This window comes from Streptomyces sp. NBC_01426, from assembly GCF_036231985.1.
Classification (GTDB): domain Bacteria; phylum Actinomycetota; class Actinomycetes; order Streptomycetales; family Streptomycetaceae; genus Streptomyces.
Map to the genome: position 1 here is coordinate 1,592,387 of NZ_CP109500.1, position 19,951 is coordinate 1,612,337.

At 76.0% G+C, this 19,951-nt stretch carries 9 protein-coding genes; all 9 read right to left on the bottom strand.

Going from position 1 to position 19,951, the window contains the following annotated elements; translation table 11 throughout:
• Positions 1–68: 68 nt before the first annotated feature.
• Complete coding sequence (locus tag OG906_RS07020) at positions 69–1,304, bottom strand: cytochrome P450 family protein (RefSeq protein ID WP_329440988.1); 1,236 nt, start codon at positions 1,302–1,304, stop codon at positions 69–71.
• Positions 1,305–1,388: 84 nt separating this feature from the next.
• Positions 1,389–2,648, bottom strand: coding sequence for an alkaline phosphatase family protein (locus OG906_RS07030; protein ID WP_443067360.1), 1,260 nt, complete (start codon positions 2,646–2,648; stop codon positions 1,389–1,391).
• Between the two features lie 59 nt (positions 2,649–2,707).
• Positions 2,708–3,661: a galactokinase gene (locus tag OG906_RS07035; RefSeq protein ID WP_329440989.1), complete on the bottom strand. Its 954-nt coding sequence runs from the start codon at positions 3,659–3,661 to the stop codon at positions 2,708–2,710.
• Positions 3,658–5,592: a class I SAM-dependent methyltransferase gene (locus OG906_RS07040; RefSeq protein ID WP_329440991.1), complete on the bottom strand. Its 1,935-nt coding sequence runs from the start codon at positions 5,590–5,592 to the stop codon at positions 3,658–3,660. Before OG906_RS07040 ends, OG906_RS07035 begins: the two co-directional genes overlap by 4 nt.
• Positions 5,589–6,755: a glycosyltransferase gene (locus tag OG906_RS07045; RefSeq protein ID WP_329440992.1), complete on the bottom strand. Its 1,167-nt coding sequence runs from the start codon at positions 6,753–6,755 to the stop codon at positions 5,589–5,591. Before OG906_RS07045 ends, OG906_RS07040 begins: the two co-directional genes overlap by 4 nt.
• Positions 6,752–7,576 (bottom strand): alpha/beta fold hydrolase, encoded by an 825-nt coding sequence (locus OG906_RS07050; protein ID WP_329440994.1) that lies wholly within the window; start codon positions 7,574–7,576, stop codon positions 6,752–6,754. Before OG906_RS07050 ends, OG906_RS07045 begins: the two co-directional genes overlap by 4 nt.
• Before the next feature lie 6 nt (positions 7,577–7,582).
• Entirely contained in the window at positions 7,583–7,906 is a 324-nt protein-coding gene (locus tag OG906_RS07055) for an acyl carrier protein (protein WP_329440996.1), read from the bottom strand.
• A complete protein-coding gene (locus OG906_RS07060; protein WP_329440998.1) occupies positions 7,896–12,419 on the bottom strand; it encodes a polyketide synthase in 4,524 nt (1,507 codons plus the stop codon). Before OG906_RS07060 ends, OG906_RS07055 begins: the two co-directional genes overlap by 11 nt.
• A complete protein-coding gene (locus OG906_RS07065) occupies positions 12,412–19,764 on the bottom strand; it encodes an SDR family NAD(P)-dependent oxidoreductase (RefSeq protein ID WP_329440999.1) in 7,353 nt (2,450 codons plus the stop codon). The genes OG906_RS07060 and OG906_RS07065 overlap by 8 nt, the downstream gene beginning before the upstream one ends.
• Positions 19,765–19,951: the final 187 nt, after the last annotated feature.

Sequence of the window (19,951 nt, forward strand, 5' to 3'; positions counted from 1 at the left end):
CGCTCCCCCGCCGGCGTCCGCCGGACCGCGCCCTCCCCGGGCCGGTCCGGGGGACGCCGCGCGCCGGGTCACCCCAGACGGATCGGGAGGGTCTGCACGCTGTTGCCGATGAAGCTGCGCTGGTAGGGCAGTTCCGCCTCGGGCACCGCGAGGTCGAGGTCCGGGAACCGGTCGAAGAGCCGCTCCAGGGCGATGCCGGCCTCCAGCCGGGCGAGCGGGGCGCCCACGCAGTAGTGCGCACCGTGCCCGAAGGAGAGATTGCGGCTGTTCCCCCGGGTGAGGTCGAACCGGTCCGCCCCGGGACCGTACGCGGCCTCGTCCCGGCCGGCCGCGGTGTAGCCCGCGAGGACCGGGGTGCCGCGGGGGATCAGGGTCCCGCCCACGGTCACGTCCCGGGTGGGGTAGCGGAACGGGAACCAGCTGACGGGGCCGTCCCAGCGCAGGGTCTCGTCGACCACGTCCGACCAGCTCGCCTTGCCCTCGCGGACCAGCGCGAGCTGATCGCGGTGGGTGCACAGGGCGCGCACGGCGTTGCTGATCAGGTTGAGGGTGGTCTCATGGCCGGCGACGAGCATCAGCCGCATCGTGCCGATGAGTTCGGCCTCGCTGAGCCGGTCGCCGTCCTCGTCGCGGGCCGCGATCAGGGCGCTGGTGAGGTCGTCGCCCGGTGCGGCCCGGCGGGCGGCGGCGATGGTGCCCATGAGCGCGACGAGCTCGCGCACGGCGGCCATCACCTCGGCCGGGGTGGTGTCGGTGGAGACGATCACCGTGTTGGACAGGTGGTGCAGCCGCCCCCGGTGTTCCTGGTCCACGCCGAGCAGTTCGCAGATGACACTCATTGGCAGGGGCAGTGCGAAGTGGGTCCTGAGGTCGGCGACGCCGTCCGGGGACGCTGCCGCCGCCGCGCCGAGGTCGTCGAGCAGTCCGGAGGTCAACTCCTCGATGCGCGGCCGCAGTCGCTCGACCCGGCGGGCGGTGAAGGCGTTGCCGACGAGTGAACGCAGCCTGCGGTGGTCGGCGTCGTCGGCCGTGTGCATGCCCTGGGCGTCGGCGAAGACCCGCAGGGGCCAGTCCCGGGGGACGGTGCCGTCGCGCAGGCCGGGGAAGTGCCGGGCGTCCTTGGCGACATCGGGGTGGGCGAGGAACTCCTTCAGTGCGTCGTGGCCCAGGACGACCGCGCCGGGCACTCCGCCGGGGAGGACGACCTCCGCGACGGCGCCCTGGGACCGCAGGCGGGCGTTGAGGGCGTGCGGACACCCCCCGGCGGGATCGATGACGTGTGCGTCTGCAGTGTGGGACGACAAGCCGATTCTCCTGACCGTGTGGAAGAGACCCGGCCAACAGTGCGGCTTGGAGGACGGGTTGTTCAAGCCCGACTCCGCGCCGTCTCAGAACCAGTTGAGGGTGAGGGTGAAGGTGGTGTGGGTGGTGGCGCCGGTGGGGTCGGTGGCGGTGGCGGTGATGGGGTGGGTTCCGGTGGTCCAGGGTGTGCCGGTGATGCGTCCGGTGGTGGGGTCGAGGGTGAGTCCCCAGGGGAGTGTGGTGGTGGTGTAGCGGATGGGGGGTGTGCCTCCGGTGGTGGTGAGTCGGATGGTGCAGGTCTGGTTGAAGCGGCAGGTCTGTGGTCCGGGGTCGACGATCCGCAGATCACCCGACGTCGGGGTCGGCGTGGGCGTCGGGGTCGGGGTGGGAGTCGGCGTGGGGGTGGGCGTGGGTTCCGTGGAGCCGCCGAACACCTCCGTGACGGGTGCGACGTTGGCCGCGTTGCCGGCGTGCGTCGCCGTCCCGAGCAGGTCCTCCAGGGTGCGCAGCAGGTGATGGTGGTTGTAGGCGCTCGCATACGCGCCGGTCTTCACGTTCGCGCCGTGGAAGACCGTCGCGATCCGGTTCGAGCCGAGGTAGTTGTCCTCGTCCCAGGTCAGCACCAGCAGACTGTTGTTGGCCTTCGCCCACCGCGCGTACGCGTCGAGGTTGTTCCTGGTCCAGGTGTCGCCCGTGGCCACCGGGCAGGAGTGCATGTCGTTGCACTGGTTCGGCACGACGAAGGACAGGTTCGGCAGCGACGCGAAATCGCCCTGCGGGAACTGCGCCCAGGTCTTCCCGGTGTCGAGCGGGACGTTCTTGAAGGCGAACCACGGGTTGTGCTTCTGCGCGTACTGCCCGCTGGTACAGGCCGTGGAGCCCTGGCCGGGCAGGTCCTCGTTGTACGTGGCGAACGTCCTGCCCGCCGCGAGGACCTCCTGGCCCAGGTTGGGGGCGGACATCGACTGCGGGGTGTAGCAACCGTCGCCGGTGATGCCCTGGGTGGCGCCGGAGAAGAGGTTGAAGTAGTTCGGCTGGCTGGGATGGGTCAGCGCCTTCATGCCGGTCAGGCTCGCGCCGTCCTTCGCCAACTGGTTGATGTACGGGGCGTTCGCGCTGCCGATGACCTCCCCGTACTGCTTGTTCTCGTACACGACGACCACCACGTGGTCGTAGCTCGGCAGCGCGGCGGCGTCGGCGGTCGCCACGGAACGCGTCCGCGCTGTCGTAGAACCACCGTCCGCCGCCTGGGAGTTGGCTACGGTGAAGGCGGCGAGCAACACGAACGCGCCGAGTGCGGCGATCGGCGCGGACCTTCGGGTCCGCTGTCTCGCGGTGATGGGCATGGACGTTTCCTCCTCGATGCGGCGGGACGCCGACAGGGTGGTGGGTGGGATGCGGGTGTTCAGTCCTCGCGCCGGGCCCCACCGGCCACGGCGATGTTCAGGAACCGGGGCGCCGGGCACGCCCGATCGCGGAACTCCCGTGCCACGGCGGCCCGGACGGCCGTGTTGCGTTCCTCGGGCATCAGCATCAGCGCGCTCCGTCCCGGGAGCCTCCCCGGCGGCCAGGCCCGCAGCGCCCCGGCCTCCCGGGCCCGGGCCACGGCCCGGGCCGACTCCGTCGCCCACCGGGCCGGATCGCCGCGTACGACCAGGAGCACCAGCCGCGCGCCCGAGGCCGCCGGGTCGAAGACCGCGTACCGGGGAGCGTCGGAGTCCCCCGGCAGCAGGGCCTGCCCGGGGCGGGCGAACAGCGCCGCCCGGCGCAGGGCCGTGTCCCCGTCCGGCAGCGCCTCGGCCAGCAGCCCGGCCAGCTCCGCCCGGTCCGGATCCACGCCCGGCGGCGAGTGCGCGTCGGCCACCGCGAGCGCCACCGCGCAGTCCGCCGGCTCCGACGTGTCCAGCCCGGAGGCCTCCGTCAGCGAGCCCTGGACGTGCAGGTCGGTCCCGCCGCGCCCGTACCCGGCGCGGGCCAGCGCCCGCAGCACCGCGTAGGGACGGACCGCCCAGGCCGGCGGGGTCGGCGCGGGCCCCGCCGGGGTGAGCGGCAGATCGCAGCCGTCGGCGGGGTGGGCGAGCGAGCTGAGTCGGACCAGCCCGTCGTCACGCGGCGCGGCGGCCGCGGCGACCGGCCAGCCGGCGCCCGCGACCGAGCCGGGGCCCGGGTGCGGGCCGCCCGGGGAGCCCGCCGGCCACGCGCCGCGGTCCAGGTGGAAGGCGTACGGGGCGCTCCAGACGGCGGTCGGGGGCCGGCCGTGCGCCGCCTCCAACGCGTACGCCACCAGCCGGAACAGGGGATCGGCGGTGGCCCGGCGGGCCAGGTCCGGCCCGACCGTGCCCACCCGACCGGCGGTCACCGCTCGTCCCCGCGGGCCGGGATCCGCTGCGGGGTGTCGCCGTCCGTGTGGGCCGGCATCGCGTACGGGTCGCCGCCGTCCTTGCGCGCGAGCATCCGGTACGCGTTGCCGCCGTCCGTGCGGCGGGCCGCAACCGTGCGGAGCGCGTCGAGCACCACCGCGCCCGCGAGGCACGGCAGCGCGGCCGCCCGGACCGCGCGGGCCAGGATCCGCCGCCTGGGCCCCGCCGGGGGAGCCCACGGGCGGTCCGGATCGGGGGCCAGCCGGGTCGTGGTCAGGGCCACCGCGCCGACGAAGTCGTTGCCCTGGTGGGCCTGACCGTGTTCCTCGGCCAGGACCGTGAACCCGCGGTCGGCCAGCGCCTCCCGCAGGTTCGCCGCCGGGATCAGGTGCTGGTGCTGGGGCTGGAACCAGGGCAACCAGGCCGACCCCAGCAGGCGGGCCATCCGCGACCGCGGATCGGGGAGCTCGATCGCGAGGAACCCGCCCGGTGCCAGGACGGCGGCCGCCGTGTCCAGCTCCGCGAGCGGATCCCGGGTGTGCTCCAGGTAGTGGTACATGCTCACCACCTCGTACTGGCCGGCCAACTTCGCGGCGAACTCGGGGAACTGACCCTGGAACCCGGACTCCACCCAGCCGCGCCGCTCGGCGTCCCGGACCCCGTCACCCATGTCCAGCCCGTCGAAGCGGGTGTTCGGCCACACGGCGCGCGCCGCGTTGCAGAAGTGGCCGTGCCCGGTGCCCACGTCCAACCAGGACGCCGGTTCGCCGTACGGTTCGAGCATCCCGGCGCGCTTGCGGTACGAGTCGCCGAGCCGCCCGAACACGGATCCCGCGCTCTCGCCCCCGCGACCGTCGTAGAAGTCCCGGTAGTAGAACTCCAGCCCCTCCACAGTCAGTCGGGGGTTCTGGAAGACGTGCCCGCAGTCCCCGCACTCCTCCAGGGTGAAGCGGCCCGGTTTGCCCTGGAGCAGGTCCGGCACCCGCAGTCGCACGGTGAGCCGCCGGGAGCCGCACCACGGACAGTCCGGCCGGCGTGCTTCGAGGAACCGGGCGGTGCCGTCGGCCAGTTCGGCCCGGTAGGCGGCCGCCCGGTCCGTGTCGTCGGCCGCCGGGCAGGTCCGGGCGAGGTCGGCGGCCGTCCGCAGGGCCGCGCCGAGCGCGCGCGCCGGCCGGAGTGCGCCGGCGGCGGCGAGGTCGGCGGGACGCAGGGGCGATCCCGGGCCGGCGAGGACCAGGTACGGCTGGAGCCAGTACAGCCCCGCCGCGGCGGCGCCCCACCGCCCCTGCCGTGCGGCGACGGCCGCGAGCAGGCCGAGCCCGGCGAGCTGCGCCGCGACGACCGTGCCCGGCGGCAGGCCCTGCGCCCGCAGCTCGGCGGCCCGTACCGCACCGGTCGGCTCCGGCCGGCGGCCCGCGCGGAGCGCCGGTGCGACGGCCAACCCCGCCGCGGCGGGCGCGTACTCCTTCAAGCGGCGTGTCAGCGCGAGGAGTTCCGCCGGCTCCCGGGGCGTGTCACCGGCCTCCACCCCGGCCCGGGTCAGCACCTCCTCCGCGACCAGCACGGCGAACCCGGCGCCGCGGCCCTCGCCCAGCCGGTCGGCCCCGTACCGGGTCGGATCGACCAACCGCAGCAGCCCGAGGGCCCGCTCGACGGCCAGGTCGCCGGGCAGCAGGTCGAGCACCCGCAGGCCTTCCCGGTCGGCGTGCGCGCAGGCCGACAGGAAGGTCGCCGGATCGGGCTCGACGCCGCGCGCCGTCAGCAGCCGCCAGCCGGCGGCGCGCGGCACCCCGGTCGACGCGGCCGGCGGGATCGTGGGCAGCACCGGGAGGGACCGCAGCCTGCGGTGGGAGCGAACCGTGCCCGCGCCGAGAGCGACCAGGACCGCGACGGAGGTCCACCGGACCCGGTGCGAAGGGGGTGGCGTCATGACAGCTTCTCCAACCGGTCGGCCGCGGCGGCGGCCCCGCCGGCCGCGGCGAAGGAGGCCTGGATGCGGCGGGCGGCCCGGCGGGGGCCGGGATCGTCCAGCACGGCCGTGAGCGCGTCGCGCAGTTCCTCGGGCCCCGTCCGGCCGAAGCGCACCCGGACGCCGGCGCCCGCCTCGACGACCTGGCGGGCCACGATCGGCTGGTCGTCCCGGATGGGCGCGACCACCAGCGGCAGCCCGTGCGCGAGTGCCTCGCACACGGTGTTGTGGCCGCCGTGGCTGACCACCGCGTCCAGGTGCGGCAGCAGCTCCAGCTGGGGAACGCCGTCCTGGACCAGCACGTTCGCCGGCGCCCGACCCACGATCGTGGAGGCGGGGGCGGACAGCACCAACTGCACGTCGTCGGCGAGGCGTTCGGCGGCGCCGAGGACCGCGCGGTAGAACCGGATGCCGGCCTCCTGGTTGAGCGTGCCCAACGACACCAGGACCCGCCGGCGCGCCGGGTCCAGCCGCCGCCAGGGGAAATCGGGCGCCGCCGGCCGGGCCCCGAAGGCCGGACCCACATAGGCGTGGTGCGGTGGAACCTCGGCGCCCGTCCCCACCAACTCGGGCGTGGAGAACACCCACACCAGGCGTTCGGAGAACCGCGGATCCCAGCCCCCGTCGTCAGCGCCGTACTCGCTCAGCAGCGCGCCGATCCGCTCCGACACCCACTCCCCGACCTTGGGGAATCCGGCGAAGGGACGGGTGAGTTCGGCGGAGGTGCTGGCCGACGTCACCCACGGGATGTCGAGCCGACGAGCCACAATCGGTCCCGCCAGGGCCTGTTGGTCGGCAACCAACACGTCCGGCGCGAACCGGGCGGCCGCGGCGCGCACCCCCGGTTCCATCGCCCGGGCCAGCGGTATCAGCGCCTCCTCCCACAGGAAGCGCAGCGCGGCCACCCCGCGCAGGTCGCGCCACCGCTCGTGCAGCCCGGCGTAGCCGCCCGCGACGTGCTCCCCCGCAGGGAGGATCCGGGCGTGCGGGGGGAGCAGTCGGGCGAGTTCCCCGGGCGGCCCGGTCCAGGCCACCTCGTGGCCCCGCGAGGCGAGTTCCGCCCCGACGGCGGCGGTCGGATTGACGTGCCCCGCGAGCGGCGGAACCGTGAACAGCACCCTCATCGGATCAGAGCTCCCGTCCGCGCCCGCGACGCGGCCGTCGTTTCGAGGTGGGCGAGCACGGTCTCCCGCAGGACACCACTGCTCTCCTTGAGTACGTCGTGCCCCAGACCCGGCAGGACCGTCAGCGTCGCCCGCGGGGCATGACGTACCAACGTCCGCCCGCCCGCCAGCAGTTCGGAGTGCTCCCCGCACAGTGTCAGGGTCGGGCAGTCCAACCGTGCGTAGTCGGCCGGGGTGAAGACGCGACTGGCCGCGATGTCGTCGATCAGGCTGGTCCGGTTGAGCAGGTCGTCCGCGATCGCGGTCAGGTTCGCGGCCTTCCGCAGCCGAAGGGTCAGCAGCTCGGCCGGCACCGGGCTGTCCTCCAGGCTCAACGCGGCGGCCGACAGGGTGTCCACCATGTTCTCCACCCAGGCCCCGGCGAGCGGCGGTTCGAGCAGGGTCAGCCCCACGACCAGGTCGGGGCGGGCCAGCGCGGCGTGCACGGCGAGGGTCGCGCCGTAACTGTTGCCGACGAGGTGGACCGGCCGGTTCCCGAGGCCCAGGGCGCCGAGCATCGCCACGAGGTCGCGTACCGCGGTGGCGCTGTCGTACCCGCCGGCCGGCCGCTCCGTACGGCCGTGTCCGCGCAGGTCGTACAGCACGGTCTCGAACCCGGACCGGGCCACCGGCACGGCCAGGGGGCAGTAGAAGGAGGACAGGTTGTCGACGACGAGGCCGTGCAGGAAGACCACCACGGGTCGGCGGCCGGCGTCGGACCCGGCGTCGGCCGGGAGCCGTTGGACGTGGAAGCGCAGGCCGTTCGCGCGGACGAAGGACACGGCGGCTCAGCCGGCCGAGGCGGCGGAGGCGGGGGAGCCGGTCGCCCGCGCGAGGGAACCGTGCGTGACCCGGGCGATGTGCTCGACGATCTCGCCCACCGACATGGCGAGGATGCCGTCCATGTCCTTCTCCGCGAGGAAGCCCATCAGGTCGACCTCGGCGCCGTAGCGGTGGTGCAGCGACTCGGCGAGCGCGACGAACTCGATGCTCTCCAAGGCGAGGTCGTCGTTGAAGGTGGTGCGCATCGTGACCTCCTGGGCGACGAGGAACTCGTCGCCGACGATCTCCACGAGCATGTCGGTGATCTCGGCGAGGATGTCAGTGGTCATGGTGGGGCTCCGTCCAGGCGACGAGGTGGTCGAGGGGGGTGGGGTGGCTCGCGGGGATCGTGTCGTGGCGGACCGTGTGGGCGACGCGCGCGGGGGACACCACGCGCAGGACACCGGATCCGGGATCGCCCGACACCCGCCAGTCGCGGGGGCGGCCGGCGAGACCGGTGCCCTCGGCCTTCGCGGCGGCCTCCTTGGCACACCAGAGCGTGGTCAGCGCGGCCGACAGCGAGCTCCCGTCGAGGGCCGCCAGCCTTTCGGCCAGGGCCCGTTCGCCCTGACCCAGGGCGATCCGCGCCAGGGCGTCGGGATCGGTGGTCACCGTCTCGACGTCCACCCCGACGGGCCGTGCGCGGTGGGCCAGGGCGACCGCCAGCCGGTCCTTGTGCGCGATCGAGAGGTGAACTCCCGTGACCAGCGGCCCCTCCGGTACCGGACGCCCCGACGGGTCGTTGCCGACCGGCACCTCCACCGGGAACACCGCACCGGCGCCGCCGTCCCACAGCAGGCCCCGCAGCGCGTCCTTGGCCGCGATCCGGCCGAGCAGCCAGGCGGGCCGCTCCCGCGGTGACCGCCGCTCGTACACGGCCCGCTCGGCCGCCCCGAGATAGCGGCGCATCACCAGCTCCTGCGACGCGGGATCCGTCCACCGGCGGCGGGCCAGGCACCACCCGGCGGGCTGCGGCTCACCGATCCCGCAGACCTCCGGGGTGAACTTCATCGGCCACACCCGCTCGTCGGCGCCGAAGCGCCGGTACGTCCAACCGTCGATCCGGGCCCAGACCCGGCCGTCGGGACGGCACAGTTCGAGATCGCCCCGCACGGTGGTCCCGCGGACCTCCCGGATCCGGGCGGTGGCCGCCACCAGGGCGTGCGGCGGGGGCGGCGGCCCGTGGAAACGGACCCGTTCGACGGTGGCGGGGAACACGAGCCGGTCCACCGGCAGCCGGAGCTGCATCCAGTGCCCGAACAACTGCCCGGCGGCGTCGAGCAGCGCCCCGGGGTCCGGGAGGGCGCGCAGCACGCCCCGGATGCCGTCGGCGGCCACGGTTCGGACCTCGTGCACCCCGGCGAAGCGGGGGCCGTGGAACATCCACCGGTCACGGTAGAGCGCGTCCGCGCTGACGGGGGCGGGGCCCGGGTCGCGCAGCGGCGTGGGGTCGGGCGCCGGCGCCGGGTCGAAGGACCGGCCGAGCAGCACGACGACGCCGGCGTACTCGCCCAGAGCGACGTGGACGCGCCCGGGGCCGTCCGCGCGGACACGGACCTCGATGTCGTGGGCGGGCTCGACGGGGAGCCACCGCAGGGCGCGGACGTCCTCGTACCCGACGACCTCGACGGCGTCCCGGCCGTGGTCGGTGCGGGCGGTGTGGGCCAGGGCGGCCTGCGAGGCCAGCTCCAGCATGGTGGTCATGGGGACGACGGGGAACCAGTCGGACTCCTCCGGCCAGCCGGCCGGCTGGAGGTAGACCCGGTGGTCCCGGACGTAGGGCAGCGTGTCGAGACCGAGCCGCAGGACCGCCCGCCCCGGGGCCTGCCCCGTGCCGTCACCGACACCGCCGTCCGCGCCGCCTTCGGTGCCACCGCGGTACGGGGCCCGGGCCGCGCTCCCCGTCGGGACCTCGGCCCCCGCCGGGCCGGGGGCGCGCAGTCGGGCCAGGGCGGCGGGGGAGAGACGCACCAGGGGGGAGCCCAGGTCCAGCGGCACCGCGCGGGACACCGCCGGCCGGCCCGCCGGCGCGGTCGGGGTGAGGGCCGCGGGGGCCGTGAGCTTCGTGCTCGGGGCCGGCGTCCCGATCGGGTCGGGCGGGGTGTCCTGCGACAGCCGGTCCCACTTCGGCGCCTGCCCCTGCGTCCACAGCGCCGCACACGCCCGACGCAATGCGGCCACGCCCGACAGGCGGGGCGAGGACGCGGCCACCGACAGGTGCGGCCGGTCCCGCAGGGTGTCCTCGACGAACCCCGGCAGGCTCCCCGGGCCCAGCGTCACGAAGTGCCGCACCCCCGCCTCCTCGTACATCCGCAGCGTCAACTCGCGGAAGCGCACCGGCTCCAGGAGATGCCGCACCACCAACTCCCGTACCTCCTCGGTCGACGCCGGGAACGGGGACACCGTCGTCGCCGACCAGACCCGCCCCGCCGCGGCCGGACGCAACGGGAGCCGGTCGAACGCCGCCCGGACCTGACCCAGGTACGGCTCCCACATCGGCGTGTGGAACCCCGAACGGAACGGGAGCTCCCGACACAGCACCCCCTCGGCCCCCAGCCGGGCCACGACCCGGGCGACCCCGGCGGGATCCCCGCACACCACCGACTGGTGCGGGCAGTTGTCGTGGCTGACCACCACCCCGTCCTCGCCGTGCAGCGCCGCCTCGGCCCGCGGCGCCCCACAGCCCAGTGCCGCGTACACGAGGTCCGGTACCTTCAGCGAGCCCGGCCGCAGCGAGGCGAGGAAGGTGTCGACGGCCTCCCGCGGGTACATGCCGGCCGCCACCATCGCCGCCCACTCGCCCAGGCTGTGACCGGCCGACACGTCCGCCTCGATGCCCAGTTCACCGAGGGCGCGGCCGAAGAACCGGCCCGCTTCGATGGCGTCCAACGCCCGTTCCATCAACTCCCCGCCCCGTCCGAGCCGGGGGCGGTCCAGGCCGAGCAGGTCCGCGACATCGTCGGCGACCGGTGCGAACTCCGGTTCCAGGCCCGGGTAGAGGAACGCGAGCCGGCCGCCCAGGGGTTCGGGTGTGAACCACACGTCCCCCCGGCCGTGCCACGTCCGCCCGCGCGCCAGCACCTTCGCGGCCAGCGCGAGCCGCTGCGGCGTGGGCCCGACCACCGCGAGCCGGCACGGGCCGTCCCCGGACGACATGCCCAACGGATCCGAGGGCGCCGCGGCCAGGAGTTCGGCCACGTCGGCCGTGCTCTCCCCGGCGAGCAGGAGCACGTCCTCCCGCGCCCCCGCCCCCGTCGCGGCCGGAGTCGAGGTCGGGGTCGGGGTCGGCGAGCCCATCGGCAGGAAGCGGCGCACCGGCGGCGCGGGTCTCGGCGCGCCGCCACCGGGGTGTGCGGAGGCACCCGGGGCCTCCTCCAGCACCACGTGGGCGTTGATCCCGCCGAACCCGAACGCGTTGACACCGGCCCGCCGGGGCTCGGGTCCGCGTTCCCACGGCTCGGCCACCGCCACCGGCCGCATCCGCGTCCGGGCCAGGTCCGGGTGCGGCTCTTCCAGGTGCAGGGTGGGCGGCAGGACGCCCTCGTGCACCGCCAGCGCCGCCTTGATCAACCCGGCGATCCCCGACGCCTGCATGGTGTGCCCCAGCATCGACTTCACCGACCCGAAGCCGATCCCCGCCGACCCCGCACCCTCGTCCGACGTCCCGAACACCCTTGTCAACGTGTCCAGTTCGGCCGCGTCCCCGATCGGCGTGCCCGTGCCGTGCGCCTCCAGGAGCCCCAGCGCCCCGGGGGAGCGGGGATCCAGACCGGCCTCCCGCCACGCCCGTTCGAGCGCCCGTACCTGCCCCGTGACGAGCGGGCTCATCAGGCTCGCCGCGCGCCCGTCACCGGCGACCCCCGTGCCCCGGATCACCGCGTAGATCCGGTCCCCGTCCCGCTCCGCGTCCGCGAGCCGCTTCAGCAGCACCACGCCGGTGCCCTCCGAGAGCAGCGTTCCGTCCGCCCGCCGGTCGAAGGGGCGGATCCGCTCGGTCGGACTCAACGCCCGCAACTGGGTGAACACGCTCCACAGCGTGGCGATGTGGCAGTGATGCACCGCCCCGGCGACCACCACGTCACAGCGCCCGCCCGCCAACAGCCCGACCGCCTGGTCCACCGCGAGGAGCGAGGAGGCGCAGGCCGCGTCCAGGGTGTAGGCCGGGCCCCGGAAGTCCAACCGGTTCGCCGTCCGGGCGGCGGTGAAGCTCGGCACGAGCCCGATCGAGGCATCGGGTCGATCCGGGCCCAGGGCGTCCTGGAAGGCGGAGCGCACCTGCGCGATGCGCCGCTCCCCGAGCTCGGGCGCCACCTCCCGCAAGGTCTGGGCCAACTGGTGTGCGGTCCGGACCCGTTGGTCCAACCGGGCAGTGGCCACGCCCATGAAACCGCCGCGTCCGAGCACCACCCCGATCCGCGACCGGTCTGCCGGCAGCCGTTCCTCGCCGCCCGCGTCGGCGACCGCCTCGGCGCTCACGTGCAGGGCCAGGAGCTGGTCCGGCTCGGCCCCCTCGACCGCCGACGGCATGATCCCGAAACGGGTCGGATCGAAGGCGGCCGGCCCGTCGATGAAGCCGCCCCGCCGGCAGTAGAAACGGTCCCCGCGCGCCGGCCCTACGGCCCCGGCGGGGTCGTAGTACACCTCGGGATCCCAGCGGTCGGGCGGGACCTCGCCGATGGAATCCGTTCCGGCGAGCAGATTGCGGCGGTAGGCGGCCAGGTCCGGGGCCCCCGGGAAGACCGCGCCCATCCCGACGATGGCCGCGTCGGTCGGTCGCGGCCCGCGCCGCGGGCCGTCAGTCACGGCGCTCCCCGGTCCCGAAGCCGTTCCCGGTCCCGCTGCCACCGGTTCCGGCTTCGTGCACGGTCCCCGCTCTGTCTGCGGTACCGCCGTGCCCCTCGTCCCGCGCCGCCGTCAGGACGACCTGTACGTCGTGGCCGTCCGCGAGTTCGGCGAGGAAGGCGGCGGTACCCGCCTCGGGGCTGAGCACCGCGATGCCGCGGCGGCCGTACGCACGCTCCAACTCGGGGGTGACCATGCCACCCGCCTCGGCCGCCCAAGGGCCCCAGTCGAGGGACAGCACCCGGCCGGGGAAGCGGGCCGACCAGGTGTGGGCGAGACCGTCCAGGGCGTCGTTGGCGGCGGCGTAGTCGCTCTGGCCGCGGTTGCCGTACACCCCGGACACGCTGGCGAAGAGGGCCAGGAAGGCGGGGGCGGGCGTGTCGCCGTGGTCGGCGGCGGCCGCGGCGAGGTGCCGGGCGCCGGCCACCTTGGTGGTGAACACCTCGGCGAAGGCCTCCGGGCGCTTGTCCCGCAGCAGACCGTCGCGGAGGGTGCCGGCGCCGTGCACGATGCCGTCGAGCCGGCCGTGCCGGGCCCGGACGGCCGCCACGACGGCCCGTACCGCCCGCTCGTCGGTGACGTCGGCGCGGTGGTAGCGGACGGAGGCGGCGACGCCGGCGAGGGCCGCCAGCGTGGCCCGCACCTCGCGCTCGGCGAGGATCCGGGAGGCGGCGGCCTCGATCTCAGCAGGAGTGCGCAGCCCCGCCGCCACCAGCGCGGCGCGCAGCGCCACCCGGTCCGTGGCCTGCCCGTACCGCTCGTCCTCCGCGGCCGTCGGCCCGGGGGTGCGTCCGACGAGCTCGACGTGGCAGCCGGTGGCACGGGCGAGGGCGAGCGCGGTGCGGGCGGTGATCCCGCGGGCGCCGCCGGTGAGCAGGACGACGGAGTCGCGGCCGAGGGGTGGCGCCGATCCGGTGGAGGTGAGGTCCGCCGGCACCGGACGGGCCGTGACGCGGGCTCCGTCGGCGGTGTAGACGACGGAGTGGAGAGGCGCGGCGGCGGGGTCGGCGCCCGGGCCGTCACCGTCAGGGTCGTGCCCGCTCCTGCCGCTCTCGCCGGTGGAGACGGAGGCCCGGGCCTCGGCGCCGTCGCTCAACTCGGCGAGGAGCTGTGCGGCGACGCGGGCCGGGTCCTCCTTCGGGTGTACCCCCACCGCCCGGACCAGGGCGCCGGGGAACTCCAGGGCGGCGCTGCGGGCGAAGCCGTGCAGGCCCGAGTCGGGGGTGGCGGCGAGGATCAGCCGGCGCACACCGCCGACGAGGGCCCCCTTGAGCCCGGCGAAGGCGCCGGGCAGGACGGGTTCCTGCCCCGCGCCCTGAGCGGCCCGGAGCGCGGACAGGTCGACGAGCCCGTCGTGGCCTGCCTCGGGCCCGGACAGCAACCGCACCTCGACCCCGTGGGATTCCAGCGCCCCGCTCAGTGCGGTCGCCACCCCCTGCCCGTCGTCGACGATCCCGATCCGCAGCCCGCGCAGTCCGGCCGGATCCCCGGCGGGCGGTGCGACGGGTACGAGGTCCACGCGCATCCGGAGCGGCCGCGGCCCGGCGGGGCGGATGGCGGGCCCGTCGTACAGGGCGCCGGTCGACGCCGAGACACCGGCCGGGGTGCCGGTGTCGTGGGCCGCGGCGCCGGTGGTCGCGGTATCGGCGGTCGTGAGGTCGGCGGTCGTGGTGTCGGACCCGCCGGCGGAGGGCGTGGTGTGGGACACGACCCAGTCGACGACGCCGCGCAGGGTCTTGAGGCGGGAGAGCTCCTCGACGGCCGACTCGGCGGAGCCGCCCGGGTCCCGGGGGAGGCCGATCCGGTCGGCGAGGGCGCCGATGATCTCGACCCGCTTGATGGAGTCGATGGACAGGTCGGCCTCCAGGTCCAGCCCGGGGTCGAGCATGTCCAGGGGATAGCCGGTCCGGGTGTGCACGATGTCCAGGACGACGTCCATCACCCCGCCCGCGGTCAGCGGCGCGGCCGGGGCGTCCGGCCGGTCCGTCGGCCCGTCCACGGGACCGTCGTAGGGGGTGTCGGGGCCGGCCGGCCGCCACGGATCGGGGTGCGCCGGCGCCTCGATCGCCGCTCCGCCGCCGCGCTTCGCAGGCCCCGGCGCCGTGGTCGCGTGCGCCGGCTCCCGGCCGTTGACCGGTGCCGACCCCCACGGGTCGGGTGAACGGCCCGGGCTCCCCGACGCCGGCGGGTGGCCGTCGGGCCCGGCCGCGACCCACGCCGGACCATCGCTCCAGACGGGGCCGTCGCCCCACGCCGTGCCCGGTGCGGGCCGGGCGGGGACGTCCGGTTCGGGTTCGGCCGGCGTGCCCGCGCCGGGCCCGGTGCGGCCCAGGTAGCCCAGCAGGACCTCGCGTTGGGCCTCGATCAGCAGGCGCGAGCCGCGGAGGTACTCCAGCACGGCCTCGTCACGGGGCCCGGGGGCCGCGACCGGCGCGTGGCCGTTCCCGGACGCGGTGTCGGGCCTCGGCACGGGGGCCGGGGTCTCGACGGGGCGGGGGGACCGGGCGGACAGGGGAGGAAGGGGGGAGCCGTCCTGGTCGGCGGCGCTCTGCGGGCTCATCGGTGCCTCCGGTCGGGGGATGCGGTGGGCGGGGCGGAGGCCGCCCGGGATCGGGGTGCCGGCCGAGGTGCGGACCAGGTGGCCGTCCACCAGCCAGCCCGGCCGTCGCGGGGCCCGGTCCGGGAGCGGGGCGGTCCGGCCCCGGAACAGGGTTTCGGGGGCGATCGGGACCCCGGCTGCGGCCAACTCGGCCAAGGCGGTGACCAGTCGGACCAGCCCGTGCTCGCCGGGCACGTCCAACGGCACCACCGTGTGCGGGCGATCGCCCAGGATCCGGGCCGTCAGACCGGACAGCACCCGGCCCGGGCCCGCCTCCACGAACGTCCGGACGCCGGCCGCGTACATGGCCTCCACCTCGTCGACGAACCGGACCGGCCGCGCCACCTGGCCCGCCAGGAGGCCGCGTACGCCGTCGGCGTCGGCCGGGTACGGGGCCGCCGTCGTGTTCGACCACACCGGGACGCTCGGCGCGGACACCGCCGTCGCCGCCAGCTCGGCGGCGAGCGCGGACTCGGCCCCGGCCACCACCTCGCTGTGGAACGCACAAGCCACCGGCAGGAGTTCGGCCGTGTGCCCGGCCGCGCGGAGTGCGTCCACCGCCTCGGCCACGGCCTCCGTCCGGCCCGAGACCACGCACTGCCGGGGTGCGTTGTGGTTCGCCACCACGCACCCGGCCCGCGCCGCGACGTCCCGGACCTCCTCCGGCGCCGCCGACACGGCCGCCATCGCGCCGGGATCGGCTCCGGCCGCCGCCAGGATCGCCTCGGCCCGGCGCGTGCTCAGCCGTGACAGGCTCGCCGTGTCGTACGCGCCCGCCGCCCACAGCGCGGTCAGTTCCCCGTACGAGTGCCCGGCGACACAGTCCGGCCGCACGCCGAGTCGGCCGAGCAGCAGGTGCGCCGCGGCGCCGGCCAGCCCGAGGGCGGGCTGCGCCACGCGGGTGTCGGTGACGGCCGCCCGCTGAGCGGCCCGCGCCGGCGCGGTGAACGCGGCCGGCGGGAACATCGCGCCCGCCACCCCCTCCGGCGCCTCGTCCAGGAGCCCGCGCAGGGCGGGGAACGCCATGAACAAGTCCCCCAGCATGCGCACGCGTTGGCTGCCCTGACCGGGGAAGAGGAACGCCACCCCGCCCGGGTCGGCCGCCTCCTCCCGTACGTGGACCCCCGCGCCCGGCGTGAAACTGCGGGCCTGCTCCAGCCGTACCGCCAGTTCGTCCGCGTCGGCGGCGACCACGGCCACCCGCACCGGCCCGGTACCCGACGCGGAGGCCTCCGCCGCGAGGTCCCGCAGGGCCCAGGGCCGACCGGCCGCGTCGTTCTCCTCCAGTCGGGCGGCGAGCCGTGCCATCGCCCGCCCCGCGGCCCGCCGATCCTCGCCCCGGAAGCAGAACAACTCCGCCGGCCACTCCTCCAGCCCGTGTCCCGGCTCCTCCGCGCCGCCGTAACCGGCCACCACCGCGTGGTAGTTGGTGCCCCCGAAACCGAACGCGCTGACGCCCGCGATCCGCCGCTCCACCGGCACCGCCCACGGCCGAGCCTCGGTGTCGAAGACGAACGGGCCGTCCTCGGCCCGCCAGGCCGCGTTCGGCGTGCTCAGATGCGCGGTCGGGGGGCGGATGCCCGTGTGCACCGCCCACGCGGCCTTGATCAGGCCGGCCAGCCCGGCCGCGCACTTGGCGTGGCCGATCTGCGATTTGACCGAACCCAGGGCGCAGGATCCCGGCTCGGCCCCCGAGGCGGTGAACACCTCGCTCAGCACGGACAGTTCGGTGCTGTCGCCGACCACGGTCCCGGTGCCGTGGGCCTCGATCAGTCCCACGTCGGCCGGGGAGACGCCGGCCCGGGCGTACGCCCGCTCCAGGGCCCGTCGCTGCCCCTCCGGTCGGGGCGCGGTCAGCCCCAGCGACCGGCCGTCGCTCGACGCGCCGACCGCCTTGATCACCGCGTACACCCGGTCGCCGTCGCGCTCCGCGTCCGCCAAACGCTTCAGCACCAGGGCGCCCACCCCCTCGCCGAGCGCGATCCCGTCCGCGGAGGCGTCGAACGGCCGGCAGCGGCCTCCGGGGGACAGGGCCCGCACCGAGGCGAACATCAGGTAGTCGTTGATGCCGTTGTGCACGTCGGCGCCGCCGCACACCACCATGTCGCTGTCACCGTCGCGCAGTTGCCGGCAAGCCAGGTCCAGCGCGGCCAACGAGGAGGCGCAGGCGGCGTCCACGGTGCAGTTGGCGCCGCCCAGGTCGAGACGGTTCGCGACCCGCCCCGCGATCACGTTCGCGAGGATGCCCGGGAAGGAGTCCTCCGTCAGCCGGGGCAACTGCTCGTCCAACGCCGGCGGCAGCTCGCCCAGATAGGCCGGATACAGCGCGCGCATCCCGTACGCGCCCGCCAGCTCGGTGCCCGCCTCCGCGCCGAAGACCACCGAGGTCCGCGAGCGGTCGAACTCCCTGCCCCGGCCGTACCCGGCGTCCCCGAGCGCCCGCGCCGAGATCTCCAGGGCCAGGAGCTGCACCGGTTCGATCCCGGCCAGCGAGGTCGGCGGAATGCCGTGGGCGAGGGCGTCGAACGGCACCGGCGCCAGGAAACCGCCCCAGCGCGAGGGGGTGCGCTCCCCGGCCCGGGCCGGGTCGGGATCGTAGTAGAGCCCCGGGTCCCAACGCTCGACCGGAACCTCGGTGACGGCGTCCCGGCCGGTCAGGATCTGCGACCAGTACGCGTCGAGACCCGGCGCCCCCGGGTAGGCGCAGGCCATTCCGACGATGGCGACGTCGAGCGGTTCGACGACGGGACCGGCCTCCTCCTCGGCCGCCCCGGCCGTCTCGGCGGCCCGCCGGTCCAGGAACTCCGTCGCCCCCCGGGTGACCTGGGCGTGCAGCGCGGCCACCGTCGTGGTCCCGGACCGCAGGGTGGCGGCCTGGCCGAGCATGAACAGTCCGTCGCTCAACTGCTCCCGCTCACCCACCGCTTCCAGGCCGGCCGGTCCCCGACGCAGCCCCTTGCCGGCGATCCGGAGCCGGCCCAGATTCAGCCGCTCCAACTCCTCCCACATTGCGCGCGGTTCGGTCCCGCCCTCGGCGAGCCGCCGTCTGGTCTCCTCGAACGTTCCCGCGTACGGGGTGTCCGCACAGCGGGTGGCATGGCCCGGCGCCGTGTGCAACAGGACGGTCTCCTCGCACTCCACCGCCGTCCGCTGGAAACCCGGCAGGATCGCGCCCGCCGCCACCGCCTCCCGCGTGAACAGGTACGCCGTGCCCATCAGTACGCCGATCCGCGCCCCCCGGGCGACCAGCGGCGCGGCGGCCGTGACCGCCATCGCGGCGGACCGCTCGTCGTGGATGCCGCCGGCGAACAGCACGTCCAGCGAGGCCGGTTCGGCGCAGGACAGCAGCCGTTCGATCTGCTCCTCCCACAGCGGGAACGAGGCGCGCGGCCCGACGTGCCCGCCGCATTCCGACCCCTCGAAGACGAACCGCCGGGCCCCCTCGGCGAGATACCGCTCCAGCAGTCCGGGCGAGGGGACGTGCAGGTGCGTCACCGTCCCTGCCGCCTCCAGCGGGGCCGCCTGCGCCGGGGTGCCGCCGGCGATGATCGCGTACGGGGGACGCACCCGCGCCACGGCCGCGAGCTGCTCCCGGCGCAGCTCGGGCGGGGCGAAGCCGAGCAGGCCCACGCCCCACGGGCGGTCCCCGAGCCGTTCGGCGGTCTCGGCCAGCAGCCGGTGCGCCTGCGGGCCCCGGGTCAGGGCGAGGGCGAGGTAGGGCACGCCGTCCGCCGCGGCCACCGCCTCGGCGAACGCCGCCTGGTCGCTGACCCGGGTCATCGGGCCCTGCGCCACCACCCGGGACCCGAGCAGCGGTCTCTCCCTGGCGGCGGCCCCGATGTGCCCGGCGACGGCGGCCCGGACGGCCCGGAGCACCCCGCCCGTGGTGCGGTGCCGTCGGGCCAGTCGGTCCGCCACGCCCCCGTCCTGGCCGACGGGCAGCAACTGCGTCCGCAGGTCCCGGGCCCCGAGCAGAAGCGCCGCCGGTCCGTCGGGCGGCGGCAGGTCGGGCCGGGCGAACACCCGGTGCCCGTCCACGAGCCGGGTCTCGGAGCCGTCCATCGCCCGCAGCGCGGCCACGACCTCCGCGGGCAGACCGGCCACCCCCTCGGAGGTCAGGGCCAGTTGTACGTCGACCAGCACACCGGCGGCCCCGCCCGCGACGGCGGCCGCCGCGGTGTGCGGGCCGATGCCCCCGCACGCGAGGACGGGCACCCCCGGTCCGGGCCCGGTCAACAGCCGCTGGAGGAGGACGAAGGTGGTGCTCGCGCCCACCCGACCGCCGGCCTCGTGCCCCTTGGCCACGATCGCTCCGGCCCCGGCCGCCACCGCCGCCCGCGCCTCCCCGAGGTCGGTGATCTCGGCCCAGACCCGGGGGGAACCGGGGGCCGCCGCCCAGGCGGCCACCCGCTCCGGGACGTGCTCCGCGACATCGGCGAGCAACACCGTGTCCACCTGCGCCGGAAGCTCCCCGGGGCCCAGCGGACAGCCCACCGGTACCCGCACCCCGTACGGCCGGCCGTCGAGCCGCCGCCCCAGCTCCGCGAAGGCGGCCCGCGCGGGTCCGGGGTCCCGGCCGAGGTCGAGCAGCCCGAGGGACCCGGCGCGCTCGGCGGCGGTGACGATCCGGGGGTGCGGCTCCTCGAAGGGGCAGGCCGCGACGACCAGGTCACGGGTGGCGGGGGGCTGCGCGGTGTGGGGGGTCACGGGCGCTCCTTCTTCCGGTGGGTTCCGGTGCGTTCCGGTGCGGTGCGTTTGCTGCGCGGGCGGTGGTGCGGGGCGGTGATGCGCGGTCCGTGGTGCCGTGCGGTGCCGTGCCGTGCCGTGCCGTGTGGTGTCGTGCCGTGTCACGTGGCGTGGTGCCCGCACCGGTGCCTCGCGGTGAGGCGCGCGG

Coding starts and splice junctions, on each gene's coding strand:
- OG906_RS07045 (WP_329440992.1), bottom strand. CDS start 6,755: ATGAGGGTGCTGTTCACGGTTCCGCCGCTCGCGGGGCACGTCAATCCG.
- OG906_RS07030 (WP_443067360.1), bottom strand. CDS start 2,648: ATGCCCATCACCGCGAGACAGCGGACCCGAAGGTCCGCGCCGATCGCC.
- OG906_RS07055 (WP_329440996.1), bottom strand. CDS start 7,906: ATGACCACTGACATCCTCGCCGAGATCACCGACATGCTCGTGGAGATC.
- OG906_RS07040 (WP_329440991.1), bottom strand. CDS start 5,592: ATGACGCCACCCCCTTCGCACCGGGTCCGGTGGACCTCCGTCGCGGTC.